The organism is Thauera propionica, assembly GCF_002245655.1.
GTDB classification, from domain to species: domain Bacteria; phylum Pseudomonadota; class Gammaproteobacteria; order Burkholderiales; family Rhodocyclaceae; genus Thauera; species Thauera propionica.
Map to the genome: position 1 here is coordinate 32,940 of NZ_NOIH01000005.1, position 16,736 is coordinate 49,675.

Genomic DNA, 16,736 nt, shown 5'->3' on the forward strand with positions numbered 1-16,736 from the left:
CCATCATGTCCCAGTCTCCCGCCTCCCGTCCCGTCCGCACTCGCTTCGCGCCCAGCCCCACCGGCTACCTGCACATCGGCGGCGCCCGTACTGCGCTGTTCTCGTGGGCCTTTGCCCGTCGCCATGGCGGCAAGTTCATCCTGCGCATCGAGGACACCGATGTCGCCCGCTCCACCCCCGAGGCGGTGCAGGCCATTCTTGACGGCATGAACTGGCTGGGTCTCGAGCATGACGAGGGCCCGTTCTACCAGATGCAGCGCATGGATCGGTACAAGGACGTCATCCAGCAGATGCTGGCCGCCGGCACCGCGTACCACTGCTACATGTCCTCGGAAGAGCTCGACCGCATCCGCGAGGAGCAGCGCGCCCGCGGCGAGAAGCCGCGTTATGACGGCCGCTGGCGTCCCGAGGCGGGCAAGGCCCTGCCGCAACCGCCCGAAGGCGTGCAGCCAGTGGTGCGCTTCCGTAACCCGACCGAAGGCGTCGTGGCCTGGGACGACCTGGTGAAGGGCCGCATCGAGATCGGCAACGCCGAACTGGACGACTTCATCATCGCCCGCGCCGACGGCACGCCGACCTACAACTTCTGCGTGGTGGTGGACGACTGGGACATGGGCATCACCCACGTCATCCGCGGCGACGATCATGTGAACAACACCCCGCGCCAGATCAATGTGCTGCGTGCGCTCGGCGCCGAGGTGCCGCTGTACGCCCACCTGTCGATGATCCTCGGCGACGACGGCACCAAGCTCTCCAAGCGCCACGGCGCGGTGAGCGTGATGCAGTACGACGACGACGGTTACCTGCCGGACGCGGTCATCAACTACCTGGCGCGCCTGGGCTGGAGCCATGGCGACGACGAGGTCTTCAGCCGCGGACAGTTCGTCGAATGGTTCGACCTCGACCACATCACGCCCTCGGCCGCGCAGTTCAACACCGAGAAGCTCAACTGGCTCAACGCCCAGTACATCAAGAAGGCGGACGATGCCTTCCTCGCTGCGCAGGTCGCCAACCGCCTGGCCCGCCGCCAGGTGAATCCCGAGACTGGCGTGACGCTGGAGGCGGTGGTGGCGCTGTACAAGGACCGTGTCGCCAACCTGAACGAACTGGCCGATTCGGTGGAGCTGTTCGTGGCCGACGTGCATCCCGCGCCGGAAGTGATCGGCCAGCACCTGACCGATGTGGCGAAGGCGGCGCTCGCCAGCCTGCGCGCGCGCCTCGCTGGCGCCGAATGGAACAAGGCAGCACTGTCGCAGGCGATCAAGGACACCATGGCCGAGCATGGCCTGAAGATGCCACAGGTCGCCATTCCGCTGCGCGTGGCGGTGCTGGGCGTGCCGCAGACGCCGTCGATCGATGCGGTGCTCGAGGTGCTCGGGCGCGAGCGCGTGCTGCAGCGGCTTGACCGCCACATCTGAGCGTCGCGGCGGCGCGGTTCAGTCCGAGTCTTGAGTGGTTTGATCGCCGGGGTGGAGCACGACACGGTTCCGCCCCTGGTTCTTCGCCAGGTAGAGCGCCTCGTCCGCACGGCCCAGCGGGGCTTCGGGTTTCTGGTCCGTGGCGCGAAGGCGGGTGACGCCGATGCTTGCGGTGACCATGACCTGCACGCCGTCCGCCGTAATCACCGGATGCGTCTCGAGGGCCTTGCGCAGGCGTTCGGCGGTCTGTACGGCGCTCGCCGCATCGTCATCCGGCAGCAGTGCGGCGAACTCCTCACCCCCGACCCGTCCGATCACGTCGGACTGGCGCAGCGTCTGCCGCGCCAGAGCGGCGAGGTTGCGCAGCACCTCATCGCCGGTGGCGTGCCCGTAGGTATCGTTCACGCGCTTGAAGTGGTCGAGATCGATCATCAGCAGTGAGGCCTGTGTCGCATGGCGGCCGACGCGGCCCAGTTCCGCCTGCAGGCGCTCAAGGAAGTGGCGACGGTTGGCGACGCCGGTCAGCGCATCGGTGTTGGCGAGTGCGATCAGCGCTTCCTCGCGCTGCTTGTTGTCACTGATGTCGTGGAACACGACGACCGCGCCATTCAGGCGCCCATCCTCGATCAGCGGTGCGCAGGTCAGCTCCACCGGGAAGCCGCGCCCGTCGCGGCGGGTGAACCAGTCTTCCTGCCTGCGGACCACGCCATCCTTCAGCGTCTTGGCGATTGGGCAATCCGCTTCCGGGTAGGGCTGGCCGTCATGGTGCGAGTGGTGGAACAGCAGGTGCTGACGCTCACCTTCTATCTCGTCCTGGCGAAAGCCGAGCATGCGCAGCGCAGACGTGTTGATGAAGCGCGTGCGCCCTTCCAGGTCGATGCCGAAGATTCCTTCTTCGGCGGCCATCAACAGCACCTCATTGCGTTGCGCCAGCGTCGAGACCTCGCGGGTCTGTGCCGCAAGCTGGGCCTGCCATTCGCGCCGTGAAAGGCGGGCGACGCCGAGGATGAGACCCTGAACCAGCAGGAAGCCGAGCAGGCCCGAAACGATCTTCTCGGTGCGTGCGGCCTGCTGTGCCTGAAGTGCGGGCGTGACGTCGCGCCAGACCGCCAGCGCGCCTACCGGCGGGCGCGAGGCCACGGTTTGCCCCAGGAAGTCGTGCAGCGGGAAGCGAAGCAGGTCGAAGTCCCGCCCATCTGCATGCAGGCGTTCGATGCGATAGGGAGCGTTCACCGGGTGCAGTTGTCCACTACCGACCCAGTAGCGCAACTCGTGACGGGAGGTGGCAAGCAGGAAGCAGCAACTGTGGTCGCCGTTCGATGTTGGCGGCTGGAACGCCTGCCACATCGTGGGCGACACGGCCGCCGGGTTCAGCAGCACGCCGTAGCCAACGCCGGTCGAGTTCGTCAGGCGTGCGATGTGGCCGTCGAGGAGGGCGCCGATCTCGATCAGGCCGACGAGCTGCGGTGTGGAATTCGGCTGCTGGGCCAGGACGGGTACGACGCCGCGCAGTCCGGCGAAGGCGCGGCCGATTTCGAAACCGCTATGGGCCACGCGGTCGCGGCGTGCGGCCTCGAGCATCGGACGCACACGCTCGAGCGAATCGCCATGCTCATCGGGTGCGTGCTGTCGCAACAGCGATATGAGGTCGGGTGTTGTGAGCTGCAACTGGCGGATGCCGAGTTGGTCCTGCATGACCTGCCACTGCGGGTCGATGACAGTGCGAAGGCCGTCGCGCAGGCTGTCCAGGGCGTCCTGGTTGATCGAGCCATCGACGCCGCGCGGCAGCTGGGCAGCACTCGACATGAGCCGGATGACCTCCGGCTCGCTCGCCAGCATCTGCGCAAGATTGATGAGATTGTGCTCCAGCTCGGCGAGATGAACCTCGTAGGTCACCCGCAGCGCGAGAAGTTCGCCGTTCCGTTCATGGGCATGCTGACGTTCGTCCTGGCGAATGAAGTAGGCGGTTGCCGAAATGAAGATCAGGCCCGTGATGAGGCTGACGAGTGCGAGGATCCGTCGATAGGTGATCACGTGGCTAACCGTTTTCGATCATTGGCCTGCTATAAGTTCATTATCCATCGCTAATGCGCCATGCGAGAGTGCCAAAGTTGGCGGATGGCGGCCGATTTGCGGCCCGGCGCACGGGAACGCCGGATGAAAGTGGATGAGACGGGTGGGCGTGACGTATGCCGCCAGGCGCCGCGGTGAGGGATCAGATGCCGGTATCAGGGGCGGGCGGCTTGAAGCGTCCGGCACGGATCGCATCCGCGAGGTCGCGCTCCAGCGGCAGGGGCTCGCCCTCCAGCTCGCTTGCCACGTGCTCCGCGACGAGCATCGACCATACGAGTCCGCGGGCACCGAAGCCCGATAGTGCAAACAGTTGCCGCTCCGCGTCGAGGGCGCCGACCATGGGCAGGCGGTCGGGCGAAGCCGGCCGGAAGCCGACGCGTCCGCCAAGCTGCACGGCATCGAACCCCTGACCCGTCCCGGGCAGCATGTTGTCGAGCTTCGCCAGGTTCTCTGCGTGGTCGGCGGGGCGCAGCGTGGAGTCGGCATCGTCGACCGCGAAGGTCGCGCCCGCGCAGCGCAGGCCGTCGATTTCGGGACTGACGTAACCCCCGCAGCACACGACGACACGCGGTGGGCTGTCGGCGCCGGCCGGCAGCAGCGAAACCTGGCCACGGGCGCTGACGACCGGCAGCGCGCTCGCCTCCGGGAAGCGCACGACGCCGGTCCCGGCCGCGAGGATCAAGGTTGGTGCTGCGGCAATGAGGCTGCCGTCGGCGGCGAGCGCCTGCCACTGCGCATCCACGTGGGCGATGCGTTCGACCCGTGCGCCGAAATGCGTGCGCAGCGGTGCGCTGGCCTCGGCGCTCTGCAGCAGCGTACGGCACAGGCTGGGTGGTTGCACCCAGCCGCTGTCACCGAAGAACCAGCCGCCGTGCCGCACCGTGCAGCCGGCGATCGCCGCCGCTTCGGTCGCCTCAACGTAGCGCAGGTGCGCCGGCGGCAGGGCGAGCGCGTCGACGACCTTGTGCATCTTGCCTTCCTGCGCGCCGTCGCGCGCCAGGTGCAGCACGCCGCAGGCCTCAGCCCGGGGCGCGAAACCGTCGCGGCACAGGCGCGCGATGGTCTGCCAGCCATACAGACTGCCGGCCCGGGTCAGCCGGCTCATCCGGTTGTCGTCCAGGCTGGGCAAGGGGCGCAGCACACCGGCGTGGTTGCCGGAGGCGCCCTGGCCGGGGCCGTCGGCGGCGTCGATCAGGTCGATGCGCCAGCCACGCGCAGCCAGCCGTTCGGCAAGGCTGCAGCCGGCGATGCCGGCGCCGAGGATCAGCGCGTGCCGGTTCGGAGTGGTTTCCTGCGGCACGGGCAGGGTGCGGCGGCCGCGCAGCATCTGGCGTTTGCCGCCGAAGCCGGGCGACTTCTCAAGCTCGAAGCCGGCGCGGCGCAGCCCTTCGCGGACATGGCCCGCGACCGACCACGTGGCCAGCGTGGCGTCCGGCGCGGCCACGTTGGCCAGCAGGTGGAAGATGCGCTCGGACCACAGCTCGGGGTTACGCGCGGGCGAGAACCCGTCCAGATAGAAGGCGTCGGCGCAGAGCGCCAACCTGTCGAGCCCGTCGCGCGCATCGCCGAGGTAGAGGGTCAGGGTGACGCGTCCGCTGTCGAGGTGCAGCCGGTGCAGACCGGGCGTGAGTACCGGCCAGCGCGCCTGGAGTTCGGCCGCAAGCGGCGCCAGTTCCGGCCAGCGGGCGTGCAGGGTGGCGAGATCCTCGCGGCTGAACGGGTGGAGCTCGCAGGACACGAAGTGCAGCCGCGCGCAGCGTTGCGGATCGGCCCGCCAGGCGGCCCAGGTGGCGAGGAAGTTGAGCCCGAGGCCGAAGCCGGTCTCGAGGATGACGAAGCGCTCGCGTCCCTGCCAGCGCCGCGGCAGATCGTTGCCGGCGAGAAAGACGTGCCGGGCCTGGCCGAGACCGCCGTCGGCCGAATGGTAGACGTCGTCGAAGGTGTCGGAGTAGGGCGTGCCGTCTGCGGCGAAGGCCAGCCGAGCCGGGACGAGGGGTTTTGCTGCCATGCCGCGACCGGAGGGAAAAACGCCTGGTGCGCCGCCGCTCAGTGCGTGGCCGTGCGGCGTGGCAGCAGACGCTTGCCGAGGCCGACGACCATCAGCACCAGGGCGCCGACGACAATCCCGACCACGCCGTCGAGCAGCGTGGGCAGCAGGGCGCCCGTCAGGCCCGTCATGCCGGCGGTGAGCGTTTCGATCAGGTGATGCACCGGCGGCAGGCCGTGGCTGAGGATGCCGCCGCCGACGAGGAACATGGCTGCGGTGCCCAGCACCGACAGTGCCCGCAGCAGCCATGGGGCGAGCCACAGGATGGCCGAACCAATGCCGCGAGCAACGGCATTGGCCATGCGGCTGAGGTACAGGCCGGCGTCGTCGAGCTTGACGATGCCTGCGACAAGACCATAGACCCCGATCGTCATCATCACCGCGATGCTGATCAGCACCGCGACTTGCGTGCCGAACGGCATGCCGCCCACCACGCCGAGTGCGATCACGATGATCTCGGCCGACAGGATGAAGTCGGTGCGCACCGCGCCCTTGATCTTGTCCTTCTCCAGCGCGACCAGGTCGACCTCGGGGTCGGCCAGCGCCTTCACCACCTCGCTGCGGTGTCCGGCTTCTTCCTTGCCGTGCAGGAACTTGTGCGCCAGCTTCTCGAAACCCTCGAAGCACAGGAAGGCGCCGCCCAGCATCAGCAGCGGCGCAATCAGCCAGGGCGCGAAGGCGCTGATCGCCAGCGCTGCCGGCACCAGGATGGCCTTGTTGAGCAGCGAGCCCTTGGCCACCGCCCATACCACCGCCAGTTCACGGTCGGCGCGTACGCCAGTCACCTGCTGTGCGTTCAACGCAAGGTCATCGCCGAGTACCCCTGCGGTCTTCTTCGTTGCCACCTTGGTCATCGTTGCGACGTCGTCGAGCACGCTCGCGATGTCGTCGAGAAGCAGGAACAGGCTGCCGCCGGCCATGGCAGGATTACTCCGGACGCATCTGCGGGAACAGGATGACGTCGCGGATCGAGGGCGAGTCGGTCAGCAGCATCACCAGGCGGTCGATGCCGATGCCGCAGCCGCCGGTCGGGGGCAGACCGTACTCGAGCGCGCGGATGTAGTCGGCGTCGAAGAACATGGCTTCCTCGTCGCCGGCCTCCTTGGCTTCGACCTGGGCACGGAAGCGCGCAGCCTGGTCCTCGGGGTCGTTGAGCTCGGAGAAGCCGTTGGCAATCTCGCGGCCGACGATGAAGAGCTCGAAGCGCTCGGTGATCTCGGGGTCGGTGTCGGAGGCACGCGCCAGCGGCGAGACCTCGACCGGGTAGTCGATGATGAAGGTCGGCTCCCACAGCTCGGCTTCGGCGCAGGCCTCGAAAAGCTGCAGTTGCAGGCTGCCCAGCCCGCCCGGCTTCACCTTCTCGCCGAAGGCGACGATCTTTGCCTTCAGCCATTCGGCATCCGCCAGCTGCTCCTCGGTGAAGCCCGGGTGGTACTTGCGGATCGCCTGCACGATGGTGAGGCGGTGGAAGGGCTTGGACAGGTCCAGCTCGCGGCCCTGGTAAACGAAGGATTCGGTGCCCAGCGCCTCGCGCGCGGCGTGTCGGATCAGGCCCTCGGTGAAGTCCATCAGCGTCTTGTAGTTCGCGTACGCCTCGTAGAACTCCATCATCGTGAATTCGGGGTTGTGGCGCGGACTGAGGCCTTCGTTGCGGAAGTTGCGGTTGACCTCGAACACCTTCTCGAAGCCGCCCACCACCAGACGCTTGAGGTAGAGCTCCGGCGCGATGCGCAGGAACAGTTCCATGTCGAGCGCGTTGTGGTGGGTAATGAAGGGCTTGGCCGCGGCGCCGCCGGGGATGGGATGCATCATCGGCGTCTCGACCTCGAGGAAGCCGTGGCCGGTCATGTAGTTGCGGATCGACTGCACCATGCGACTGCGCGCGACGAAGGTGAAGCGCGTCTGCTCGTTCATGATCATGTCGACGTAGCGCTGGCGGTACTTCTGCTCGACGTCGGTGAGGCCGTGGAACTTGTCCGGCAGCGGGCGCAGGCTCTTGGTCAGCAGGCGGATCTCGCTGGCCTTGACCGACAGCTCGCCGGTCTTGGTCTTGAACACGGTGCCCACGCAGCCGACGATGTCGCCGATGTCCCAGGTCTTGAACTGGGCGTACACGTCCTCACCCACGCCGTCGCGCTGCACGTAGAGCTGGATGCGGCCCGACAGGTCCTGGATGGTGACGAAGCTCGCCTTGCCCATCACGCGCTTGAGCATGATGCGGCCGGCCACCTTGACCTCGACCGGCATGGCTTCCAGCGCCTCGGCGTCTTTCTCGCCATACAGCTCGTCGAGTTTGCCGGCGGTGTTCTCGCGCGAGAAGTCGTTGGGGAAGGCGCGGCCGCTCTGGCGCCAGGCGGCGAGTTTCTCGCGGCGCTCGGCGATCAGGTGGTTCTCGTCCTGCGGCGGAGTGTTCGTCTGGTCGGACATGGTGTGGATTCGGGTCGGATGGAAATTCGTGGGCGCCGGCGCGGTGCCGGCGGCAAAGGCGTGATTGTCGCAGGCGGAGGGGGGGCAGGGCAATTGCGCAAGGCGTCGCCGGGCCGATCCCTCGCATCAGATGCGGCGCGCTGTCGGGCGTGCATTGTTTCTCGGAAATATTTCACGACCCGCCCTAAAGTGCATGCTCCGCACTCCGATAGTGCTTATACCGACCCATCTCGTTTCAGGAACCCCGCAATGAGCAGTTTCCGCGAGCTTTACGAATCAGTCGAAAAGACGTTCTGGAACTCACTGACGAAGAAACTCAGTAGCTTCCTGCTGCTGTTCGTGCTCAACATCTTCTATCTCGCGGTGTTCTGGTGGCAGGCCGCGGAGATCCAGAAGCTGGTTGCAAGGGGGCCAGAGGCGGCGGCCGGTATCACGGCGATGCTGGACAAGGGACTGGTCATCACCATTTCGCTGAGCATCTTCGCGTTGCTGCTGACGGTGGGGCAGATCTTCTACATGCGCCACCTGATCGTGCGCCCGGTACGTGCGATCTGCGAAGTGTTCGACGAGATCGCGCGCGGCGAGGGCGACTTCTCGCGCAACCTGCCGGTGAGCAGCCACGACGAGTTCCGCGACCTCGCGATCAGCTACAACCGCTTTGCCGACCGCATGCGCGAGATCATCGGCGAGGTGCGCAACATGAGCGTCAACATCGCGCGCGAAGCGGTGCAGGTGAAGCTGCGTATCGAGAATTCGGCCGGCGGGGCGCGCGATCAGGAACGCATGACGGCACAGGTGTTCGAGACCAGTACCGCGTCTACCGCCGCCATCGAGGAGGTGTCGCACAGCGCGCACCAGATCACCGATTCGACCAATGCCAACCTCGTCATCGCGCGTGATTCGCTCGCCGAGATGCAGGAAATCGCCGGCAAGATCAACACGGTCAGCGAGAAGGTGCTGAAGTTCAACACCACGGTGGACGACCTATCGACGCGCTCGGAAAGCGTCAAGCAGATCGCGGTGCTGATCCGAGAGATCGCCGACCAGACCAACCTGCTGGCGCTCAACGCCGCCATCGAGGCTGCGCGGGCGGGTGAAGCCGGTCGCGGCTTCGCCGTGGTCGCGGACGAGGTGCGCAAGCTGGCCGAGCGGGTTAACAAGGCCACCGAGGAGATCGTCGGCAACATCAACGGCATGCTTGGCCTGGTGGCGAACACGCGCAGCGAGAACGAGGTAATCAATGCGGACGTGCAGGACACCCGCCAGGTGGTCGAGCGCTCGGCGCAACAGTTCGAACACATGGTTGGCGAGTTCGAGACCACTGGCAAGCAGCTGAGCCAGATCGCCGTGGCGATGGAGTCGCTGAGCGACACCAACGCCAAGGTGCATGAGAGTGTCACCGCCATCAATCAGTTGTCGGCCAAGGTCGGCGAGCAGATGCAGGACAGCGAGCGTCGCACCGTGGATCTGACCAAGGCCACCGAGGCGGTGCAGGAACTGGTCTCGCGCTTCAAGATCGGTCGTGGCGCCTTCGACCAGGTCGTCGATCAGGCCCGCGTGTTCCGCGATCGCATTCAGGAACAGCTCGAACAGATGGCAGCTAACCGCGTGGACGTGTTCGATCGCCGTTACGCTCCGATGGCCGGGACCAATCCGCCCAAGTTCAAGGTGAGCTGGGGCGAGGAATTCACCCGCCGCTGCCAGTCCATTCTTGATGACAGCCTCAATGCCACGCGGGGCGCGGCGTTTGCTGTGGCGGTCAATACCGACAGCTACCTGTCGACGCACAACAGCAAGTTTTCGAAGCCGCTCACCGGCAATTACGAGGCCGACCTCGTCGGCAACCGCACCTGTCGCAAATTCGAGCGTCCGCCCGAGTTGCGCGCAGCGCGCAACACCGAGCCGATGCTGCTGCAGACCTACCTGCGCGACACCGGCGAGATCCTGTGCGACATCGCGATGCCGATCATGGTGGGCGGTCGCCACTGGGGCAACGCGCGGATCGGCGTGCCAGCGGAAGCCTTGCTCGGCAGCTGAGTTTCGCCCGGGCATGCCGTCGGCAAGACGGGACTTGCCCCGTGCGTCGGGGGCGGCGTATAGTCCGTCCCCCTCGAACAGACATGTAAGCGCCCCGGGGTGCCGGCTGATTGCCGACTGCCTGAACGGATTCATCCTCCGCCTGCGTCCTGCCAGACTCGCCTTACTGCGGTGCTGCACGCGCTCATGCTGTCGCCACTCTTCCGCTCTCCGGTGCCACCTAGGACGACTTGGAGCCCGGAACGATGGACGAAGACAGGAAGAACAGCCACAACGAACGCATGCAGCGCAAGAAGGAGGTGGTCGATGCCGCCATCGAGCGCGCGCAGGAAGAGCGCGGCATCGTCATCCTGATCACCGGCAACGGCAAGGGCAAGACGACCTCCGCCTTCGGCACCCTCTATCGTGCGCTCGGCCACGGCCAGCGTGCCGGTGTGGTGCAGTTCATCAAGGGCACCCAGGCCACCGGCGAGGTGGTCTTCCTGCAGCAGATTACCGGCACCCAGGCGGTTCGTTACCATGCGATGGCAACCGGCTTCACCTGGAACACGCAGAACTGGGACGCCGACAAGCGCGCTGCCGATGAGGCCTGGGCACAGGCTGAGGCGATGCTCGCCGATCCGGCGCTGAGCCTCGTCGTGCTCGACGAGCTCACCTACATGCTCAAGTACAACTACCTCGATACCGCGCAGGTGCTTGCAGCGGTGCGCGCCCGTCCGCCGCGGCAGACGGTGATCATCACCGGTCGCGCGGCAAGGCCCGAACTCGTCGACCTGGCCGACACGGTCAGCGAGATCGCCGATCGCAAGCACGCCTTCAAGGCCGGCGTAAAGGCTCAGGCCGGCATCGATTTCTGAGTGCCGGGCATCAGCCGGCCTCGCAAAAAAAGGCGTGCGCCCAGCGGGATGATCCCGGGGGCGCACGCCTCCAGACCGATGGCCAATCCGGCCGTGCGGATCAGACGCCCAGCCAGCCCAGCAGCTTGCGCAGGCGATCTTCCTGGCCGGCGGAGAAGCCGCTGATGCCGAGCTGGCGCAGGAAAGCCTGACCGGCATCATCGCCCGACAGGCCGACGAGCACCTGGCGGGCCTTGGCGATGTCCTCGGGCGACAGGTTGGGGTGGCCGACCACCGGCATGTAGGGCTGACCGACCGACTCGTGCAGGATGCGCTGGCCGCTTTCGCGCCACTTGCGCACTGCGCCCGAATAGGATGCCAGGCCGCCGACGTCGGCGATGCCCTTCTCGAGGCCGAAGGGGATCGCGCCCTGTTCGCGCACGTAGAAGACGTTCTCCTTGGTCAGGTCGATGCCCTTGTCGCGCAGTTCGGCGCGGCAGAAACGCGTCATGTAGGCGACTTCTTCCGGCAGCACAAAGGTCTTGCCGCGCAGGTCGGCGACGGTCTTGACCGGCGAATCGGCGCGTACCACCAGCATGCAGTGGCCCTCGGGCTCGGCGTTGGCGACGTACTGGTAGCGGTAGTCGCGCAGGCCGCGTGCCGGGTAGTCCGACGGGCGGGCGATCACGAAATCGAACTTGCCGTCGCGCATGCCTTCCTCGAGCGCCGAGAACTCGCGCACGAAGGTGACTTCGACCTTGCGACCGAGTGCGGTGGACAGCCGTTCGGCCATGGGCGCGTACTTCTTGCGCGCGGTGGCAGCGTCGATGCCGCCCGAGGTGCCCTCGCTGACGGCCAGGCTGAGCGGCCTCGCGTCCTGTGCCACGGCGGGCAGCGCATGCCCGATGGCAAGGGCGGAGATAAGGGCGAGCAGCGAACGTTGGGGCAGGTGTTTCGTCATGTCTTTACCAGCGGCTGAAAAGTTGGGATGCATGAAGCGGGAATTCAGCCGGGATGGTCTCAATTTTGATGCAGATCAAGGTGTGCAATCGGTCACGGTGTACTCAGTCCAATGCCCTTTGCAAGACGCCGATTGGCGGCGCCCAGTCGTTGCCAGGCTGTTTCTTGCGCGTGACCAGCGTCAGCTGCGCTGGCGCGAAGACGTTGGCATTGTGTGTGACCGGCGTGGTGATCAGGTACTGCGCGCGGGTGGCGCGCAGGAAGGTGCCGACACGGTCGATATTGGCGACGTCCAGGTGGGCGAAGGGCTCGTCGATGAACACGAAGCCACCGGGGCGGGCTTCGTCCATCAGCAGGCCGATCAGCAGGATCAGCGACTTCATGACCTGCTGGCCGCCCGAGGCCTCGCCATCGTTCAAACCCACGGCGCCCTTGCGGTCGAAGTCGAAGCGCACCTCCAGCCCGGCCTGCGATAGCGAGAGGTCGTCATTCTCGAGATGCGGGGTGGGGCAGTCGACGCTGACGTTGGCGAGGTCGCCCAGTGCCTTCAGGTTCTTGGCGTACTGGCGCACGGTGGCGCGCAGCTTGGCGATGTAGGCCGCGCGGGCATTCTCGGTGTGGTTGCGCGCGGTGGCGCAATAGCCCTGGCGGTCGAGGTAGTCGCGCTCGCGGCGGTCAACGTCGGCGGCTAGGCGGTCGCGCACGACCAGCACGGCCGGGTCGGTGATCCAGTCGCCTTCGTCGATGTGGCGCTGCAGGCGCTCGAGTTGCAGCCGGGCGCCACGGGCGTCGCCGTACTTCTCGGCGAGCAGGGCGAGCTCGCCGGCGATCAGCCAGTGCGCCGGCATGCCGCGGCGGCGGCGGCGCAGGGTGACGATGCGTTCGGCCTGCGTGCGGCGGCGCGGGCCGTGCTCGCGGGCGATGTCGGCCAGGCGCAGGTCGATGGCCTTCAGCTCGCGCTGGCGGCGGTCTACTTCGATCTGGATGCCGCTGAGCTTCTCGTTCAGCGCGTCGAGTGTGCCGTGCATCTCGCTGCGCTCGGCGATCGCGGCCGTCAGTTCCTTGCGTGCCTGCGGGAGTTCGGTGTCGGCTGCGGCGTAGCGCTCGGCGTTGGCAGCCAGCAGCTGCGCCGACTGCAGGCCGAGCATGCGCTGGCGGATCGCGGTGACGCGCGCGGTGGCTTCGTCCAGCTTCGGGCGCAGGGCCTGCAGTTGCTTGTCAAGCGCGATGATTTCCTCTTGCAGCGCAGCGATGCGTGACTGGCGTGCGAGTTCGCCGAAGTGGAACTCCTGCGGTCGGCCGAGGTGGCGGGCGCCGCGGCGTTCGCGGTGGTAGCCGTCGCGGGTGATCCACTCCTGTTCGCGCGGCAGGTCGCGCGCGGCCTCGGCGTCCTCGACGCGGCGGATACGGTTGAGCAGGTCGGCCAGCCAGCGCGGCACCGGGCCGTTGAAGTCGACGACTTCGGCCAGGCTCATCGAGCGCGGCGGCGGGGCCGGCTCGAGTTCGGGCACGATGAAGTGGCGGAAACGCTCGCGCTCACCCAGCGCCCATGCGGCGTGGCGGTCACCTTCGCGTTCGAGCAGGATCAGGTGGCGGTAAGGGCGCAGAATGGCTTCGAGTGCGGTCTGCCAGGCCGGGTCGGTGACCTCGACGACCTCGGCCAGGCTCTGGTGGGCGATGCCTTCGGCGGTGAGCTTGACGCGGAAGCGCGACACCTCGGCGTCGCCCGGTGGGCCGCTGCGGTTGCGTTCGCTGCGCAGGGTCTCGGTGCGGTCCTCGAAGGCCGCGACGAGCTCGCGTTCCCTGGCGCGAAGGCGGCTGCGCTCGGCGTCGGCGTCCTCGTGCTCCTTCTCCAGCGCCACCGCGTCAGCGCCGTGCTCGGTGGCGAGCTGGGCGCGCAGGGTGTCGCGTTCGGCCAGCAGCTTCTCGAGGTCGCGTACGCGGTCGTGGGCCGCGAGGTAGCGCTGCTCGGTGGCGGTGTCGCTCTCCTTCAGGCGCTTGCGTTCGGCGCTGGCGGCGTCCTGTTCGGCGCGCACAGCGTCGAGCCTCAGACGGGCCTCGCGCTGCTCGACGAGCTTGTCGGTGCGCTCGCGGCTGACGCGGCGCAGCGCGTCGCGCTCGTCGGCGATCGCACGTGTCAGCTCGGCGATCTCGAGCCGCGGCACGATCTCCGCCTGCAGGGCTTGGGCTTCGTCGGCGAGCTGCTTCCATTCGAGGAAGCGGTTTGCCTCGGCCTTCTTCTCCTCGGCCTGGGTCTTGAGGCGGTCGAGGTCGATGCCGAGTTCGCCCAGCTCGCGCTCGGCGTTCTTCTGCTCCTCGCGCGCGGCCTGGTAGTTGTCCAGCACTTCCTTGTCGCCGAAGACGTCGAACACCAGCTCGAGCAGGGCCTTGGGCGAGTACTCGCACAGCTTGTCGGTGTCGCCCTGTTCGAGCGCCAGCACCTTGGTGATGGCCGGCGTCAGCCCGCCCCAGGCGAGGCGGTTCTGATAGTCGCGCAGGCCGATCCAGTCATTGTTGGCTTCCAGCGCCTCGATGTCCTGGTTGTCGTCGACGATGGTGTAGTCGCGAATCCAGTCGCCGCCGGCCTTGCGGATGCGGCAGGCCAGCGTCACTTCGTCCGACAGGCAGGGAAAGAACGGGCGCTTGCCGGTGCTGCCGGGGACGTTGGCGACGATGGCGCGGATCCAGGCGAAGCTGCGGTCGGCGCGGCGCACGTAACGGCGGAAGTCGCGCTTGCCCGAGCAACGCAACGCGAACAGCGTCCGCAGGGCGTCGAGCAGGGTGGTCTTGCCCGAGCCGTTGGGGCCGACGATGGTGATGATCTGGGCGTCCAGCGGCAGCGAGAAGCGGCGCCAGAAGTCCCAGTGCACGAGTTCGAGCGTCTTGATATGGAACATCAGCGGTTGTCTCCGGCGTCGTCGTCGCTATCGTCCGTGTCGGGCAGCACGTCCGCGAGCTCGAAGGCATTGGTTTCGGGCACGGCATGGCCGGCGGCGGCGAGTACCTCGCCCAGCGTGCCGTGGATGATGCGGTCGGCCATCACGCGGTAGTCGAGTGCCACGTCGAGCAGTGGCCCTTCACCGATGATGCCGTTGCGGCGCTCGATGAAGCCCAGCCGCGCGAGCTTGCCGAGCGCGATCGTCATCTTGGTCTTGCCGCCCAGGCGCGGGCCGAAGTCGGCCACCAGCGAGCTCTCCGCCAGGCTGCCGGAGACGCTGTCGCCGTGGGCCATCGGTTTGTCGCCACCGAACATGTCGGTCTGGCCGTCGTCGACCAACTCGCGTCGGGTTACCTGGCGCTCGCGCTTGGGCAGCACGATCAGCGACCAGATCACCACCAGCAGCGCGATCTCGTCGCGTGCCAGGCCGAGGTTGCTGGCGGCATACTCGCGGCCGGCACCAAACACCGGCTCGGCCATCTCGGCCTGCAGCGAGACGCCAACGTGGGCGGCATAGGGGTTGTCGAGCAGTTGCAGGCCGACGTCGGCCAGCCGGCGGTCGAGCTCGAGGCGGAAGGTCTCGTCGACCAGTGCGCGCCGCACCATGCGGTCGCTGCGTGGCAGCCAGCGCTGCGCCAGCAGGCGCGCGGTGAGCGTCTTCAGTTCATGTTCCATGGGCGCACCGTTCAGGATTGGGCGGGCAGGGCGGTCGCACGCGGGACCACCTCGCCGGCGTTGATGGCAGCGATCTCGTCTTTGCCGACCAGCACCAGCTCGTCGCCGAAGCGCACGTCGAGCGGCAGACGCATGAAGGCGCCGATGGGGCCGTCGACCGGACTGGCGTCCTCGCCGTCGGCCAGCAGCGCGAGCAGCGACAGGCGGTAGCTGGCGGGCGCGAAGCCGCCGCCGGCGATCACGTACTGCAGTGGCCGTGCCTCCGGCAGGGCTTCGAGACGATGGGTGAAGTGTTCGAGCATCGCCAGGTCCTCGGCGTCGGGCGCGGTGCCGACGGGCGAGCTGTCCGGCGGTGGCAGCGTGGCATCGACCGCAGTGCGCGCCTTGTCGTCACCGAGCGCGGTCTCGGCGCGGTCCAGCAGCTCGTGGCCGCCGGCCAGCAGTGGCAAGTCCGGCACCGCCGCGAGCCCGCCTTCGGCAAGATCCGCGAGGGTGGCGATATCGAGCCGGCGTAGCCAGGCGGCAACGTCTGACGATGAGATGCCCGAGCCACCCAGCGTCACGCGCTGCGATTCGATCTTGTTCAGCGCGCGCTGGAAGGCGGCATCCACCCGCGCCAGCCGCGACTGCGCGAGGCCGATGCGCTGGGCGATGCGTGCGATGTCGAAGTCGACTTCGGGGTCGGCGAGCAGCTTGTTGAGGATGTCGGTGCCGCGCTCGAGCCAGCGCCCGTTGGCCGACAGGCGGCGGCGGGCGTCGAGGATGCGGAACTCGGAGCCGGAGGCGATCGCTTCCTCGAAGTGCCAGGTGAGATCGTTGAGTTTGGACAGCAGGTGACCGAGGGATTCGGCGGTGACGCCGCCCACGGCCTGCAGGCCGGCAAGCTGGGCGGTGAGGAAGCCGAGCTCGGCGTCCTCTTCCTCGCCGAAGCGCAGCAGCATGGCGATGGCGGCCACCGCGTTGCGGCCGATATCCGAGAGGTGGTACTGCCCGTCTTCGCCAATGGCGAGCAGGGCGTTGTCGCGCAGGCGCTTGAGCACGGTCTCGAGCTTGACCGGGTCGAGGTAGGTGAAGCGTGCGCGCAGTGCGTCCGGCGACCAGCGCGGGGCGTCGGCTTCGCGGCCGATCTCGCGCAGCACGAGCAGGCGCATGAGGACTTCGGCCTCGGTGCCGCGGAAGAGCGTGATGAAGGCGTCGAGCAGCGGCCGGGCGCTGTTGAGCGCGGCGAGTTCCGGCACTTCGTCGGGATCAACGCCGGGTGCGAGAAAGTCCGACAGGAACGGTTCAGTCATCGATTCTGGGAACGCTGCAAAGTCCGGTTGGGT

The 16,736-nt window shown here is 67.4% G+C and carries 11 protein-coding genes; 3 read left to right on the forward strand and 8 right to left on the reverse strand.

Features of this window, described 5'->3' with window-relative positions:
• Nucleotides 1-5: 5 nt before the first annotated feature.
• The gene (gene gltX, locus CGK74_RS05525; protein ID WP_094267507.1) at nt 6-1,418 is read left to right on the forward strand and encodes a glutamate--tRNA ligase; all 1,413 of its coding nucleotides are present in this window, start codon (nt 6-8) and stop codon (nt 1,416-1,418) included.
• Between the two features lie 18 nt (nt 1,419-1,436).
• On the opposite strand, the gene CGK74_RS05530 is transcribed toward gltX, so the two are convergent.
• The 4 genes from CGK74_RS05530 to lysS form a co-directional block, all read right to left on the reverse strand.
• A complete protein-coding gene (locus tag CGK74_RS05530; protein ID WP_094267508.1) occupies nt 1,437-3,452 on the reverse strand; it encodes a sensor domain-containing diguanylate cyclase in 2,016 nt (671 codons plus the stop codon).
• A 181-nt stretch (nt 3,453-3,633) separates the two neighbouring features.
• Entirely contained in the window at nt 3,634-5,499 is a 1,866-nt protein-coding gene (mnmC, locus tag CGK74_RS05535) for a bifunctional tRNA (5-methylaminomethyl-2-thiouridine)(34)-methyltransferase MnmC2/FAD-dependent 5-carboxymethylaminomethyl-2-thiouridine(34) oxidoreductase MnmC1 (protein ID WP_094267509.1), read from the reverse strand.
• A gap of 38 nt (nt 5,500-5,537) precedes the next feature.
• Nucleotides 5,538-6,458 (reverse strand): DUF808 domain-containing protein, encoded by a 921-nt coding sequence (locus CGK74_RS05540; protein WP_094267510.1) that lies wholly within the window; start codon nt 6,456-6,458, stop codon nt 5,538-5,540.
• Between the two features lie 7 nt (nt 6,459-6,465).
• The gene (gene lysS / locus CGK74_RS05545) at nt 6,466-7,965 is read right to left on the reverse strand and encodes a lysine--tRNA ligase (RefSeq protein ID WP_094267511.1); all 1,500 of its coding nucleotides are present in this window, start codon (nt 7,963-7,965) and stop codon (nt 6,466-6,468) included.
• Between the two features lie 249 nt (nt 7,966-8,214).
• Between lysS and CGK74_RS05550 the strand changes: the two genes are divergently transcribed.
• Both CGK74_RS05550 and cobO read left to right on the forward strand, forming a co-directional pair.
• Complete coding sequence (locus tag CGK74_RS05550; protein WP_094267512.1) at nt 8,215-10,002, forward strand: methyl-accepting chemotaxis protein; 1,788 nt, start codon at nt 8,215-8,217, stop codon at nt 10,000-10,002.
• A gap of 245 nt (nt 10,003-10,247) precedes the next feature.
• Entirely contained in the window at nt 10,248-10,859 is a 612-nt protein-coding gene (cobO, locus tag CGK74_RS05555; protein WP_094267513.1) for a cob(I)yrinic acid a,c-diamide adenosyltransferase, read from the forward strand.
• A gap of 100 nt (nt 10,860-10,959) precedes the next feature.
• On the opposite strand, the gene CGK74_RS05560 is transcribed toward cobO, so the two are convergent.
• The 4 genes from CGK74_RS05560 to CGK74_RS05575 all read right to left on the reverse strand — a co-directional run bounded on the left by CGK74_RS05560 (nt 10,960) and on the right by CGK74_RS05575 (nt 16,703).
• Nucleotides 10,960-11,799 (reverse strand): phosphate/phosphite/phosphonate ABC transporter substrate-binding protein, encoded by an 840-nt coding sequence (locus CGK74_RS05560; protein ID WP_240498635.1) that lies wholly within the window; start codon nt 11,797-11,799, stop codon nt 10,960-10,962.
• 103 nt (nt 11,800-11,902) lie between these two features.
• The gene (locus CGK74_RS05565) at nt 11,903-14,695 is read right to left on the reverse strand and encodes an AAA family ATPase (protein ID WP_094267514.1); all 2,793 of its coding nucleotides are present in this window, start codon (nt 14,693-14,695) and stop codon (nt 11,903-11,905) included.
• Complete coding sequence (locus tag CGK74_RS05570; RefSeq protein WP_094267515.1) at nt 14,695-15,411, reverse strand: hypothetical protein; 717 nt, start codon at nt 15,409-15,411, stop codon at nt 14,695-14,697. The genes CGK74_RS05565 and CGK74_RS05570 overlap by 1 nt, the downstream gene beginning before the upstream one ends.
• A gap of 11 nt (nt 15,412-15,422) precedes the next feature.
• On the reverse strand, nt 15,423-16,703 hold the full coding sequence (locus tag CGK74_RS05575) for a hypothetical protein (RefSeq protein ID WP_094267516.1): 1,281 nt from the start codon (nt 16,701-16,703) through the stop codon (nt 15,423-15,425).
• Between the last annotated feature and the right edge of the window lie 33 nt (nt 16,704-16,736).

What these genes read in the sequence shown, in the direction of transcription:
- gltX (WP_094267507.1), top strand. Translation starts at nt 6, where the DNA reads ATGTCCCAGTCTCCCGCCTCCCGTCCCGTCCGCACTCGCTTCGCGCCC.
- mnmC (WP_094267509.1), bottom strand. Translation starts at nt 5,499, where the DNA reads ATGGCAGCAAAACCCCTCGTCCCGGCTCGGCTGGCCTTCGCCGCAGAC.
- CGK74_RS05540 (WP_094267510.1), bottom strand. Translation starts at nt 6,458, where the DNA reads ATGGCCGGCGGCAGCCTGTTCCTGCTTCTCGACGACATCGCGAGCGTG.
- lysS (WP_094267511.1), bottom strand. Translation starts at nt 7,965, where the DNA reads ATGTCCGACCAGACGAACACTCCGCCGCAGGACGAGAACCACCTGATC.
- CGK74_RS05550 (WP_094267512.1), top strand. Translation starts at nt 8,215, where the DNA reads ATGAGCAGTTTCCGCGAGCTTTACGAATCAGTCGAAAAGACGTTCTGG.
- cobO (WP_094267513.1), top strand. Translation starts at nt 10,248, where the DNA reads ATGGACGAAGACAGGAAGAACAGCCACAACGAACGCATGCAGCGCAAG.
- CGK74_RS05560 (WP_240498635.1), bottom strand. Translation starts at nt 11,799, where the DNA reads ATGACGAAACACCTGCCCCAACGTTCGCTGCTCGCCCTTATCTCCGCC.
- CGK74_RS05565 (WP_094267514.1), bottom strand. Translation starts at nt 14,695, where the DNA reads ATGTTCCATATCAAGACGCTCGAACTCGTGCACTGGGACTTCTGGCGC.
- CGK74_RS05570 (WP_094267515.1), bottom strand. Translation starts at nt 15,411, where the DNA reads ATGGAACATGAACTGAAGACGCTCACCGCGCGCCTGCTGGCGCAGCGC.
- CGK74_RS05575 (WP_094267516.1), bottom strand. Translation starts at nt 16,703, where the DNA reads ATGACTGAACCGTTCCTGTCGGACTTTCTCGCACCCGGCGTTGATCCC.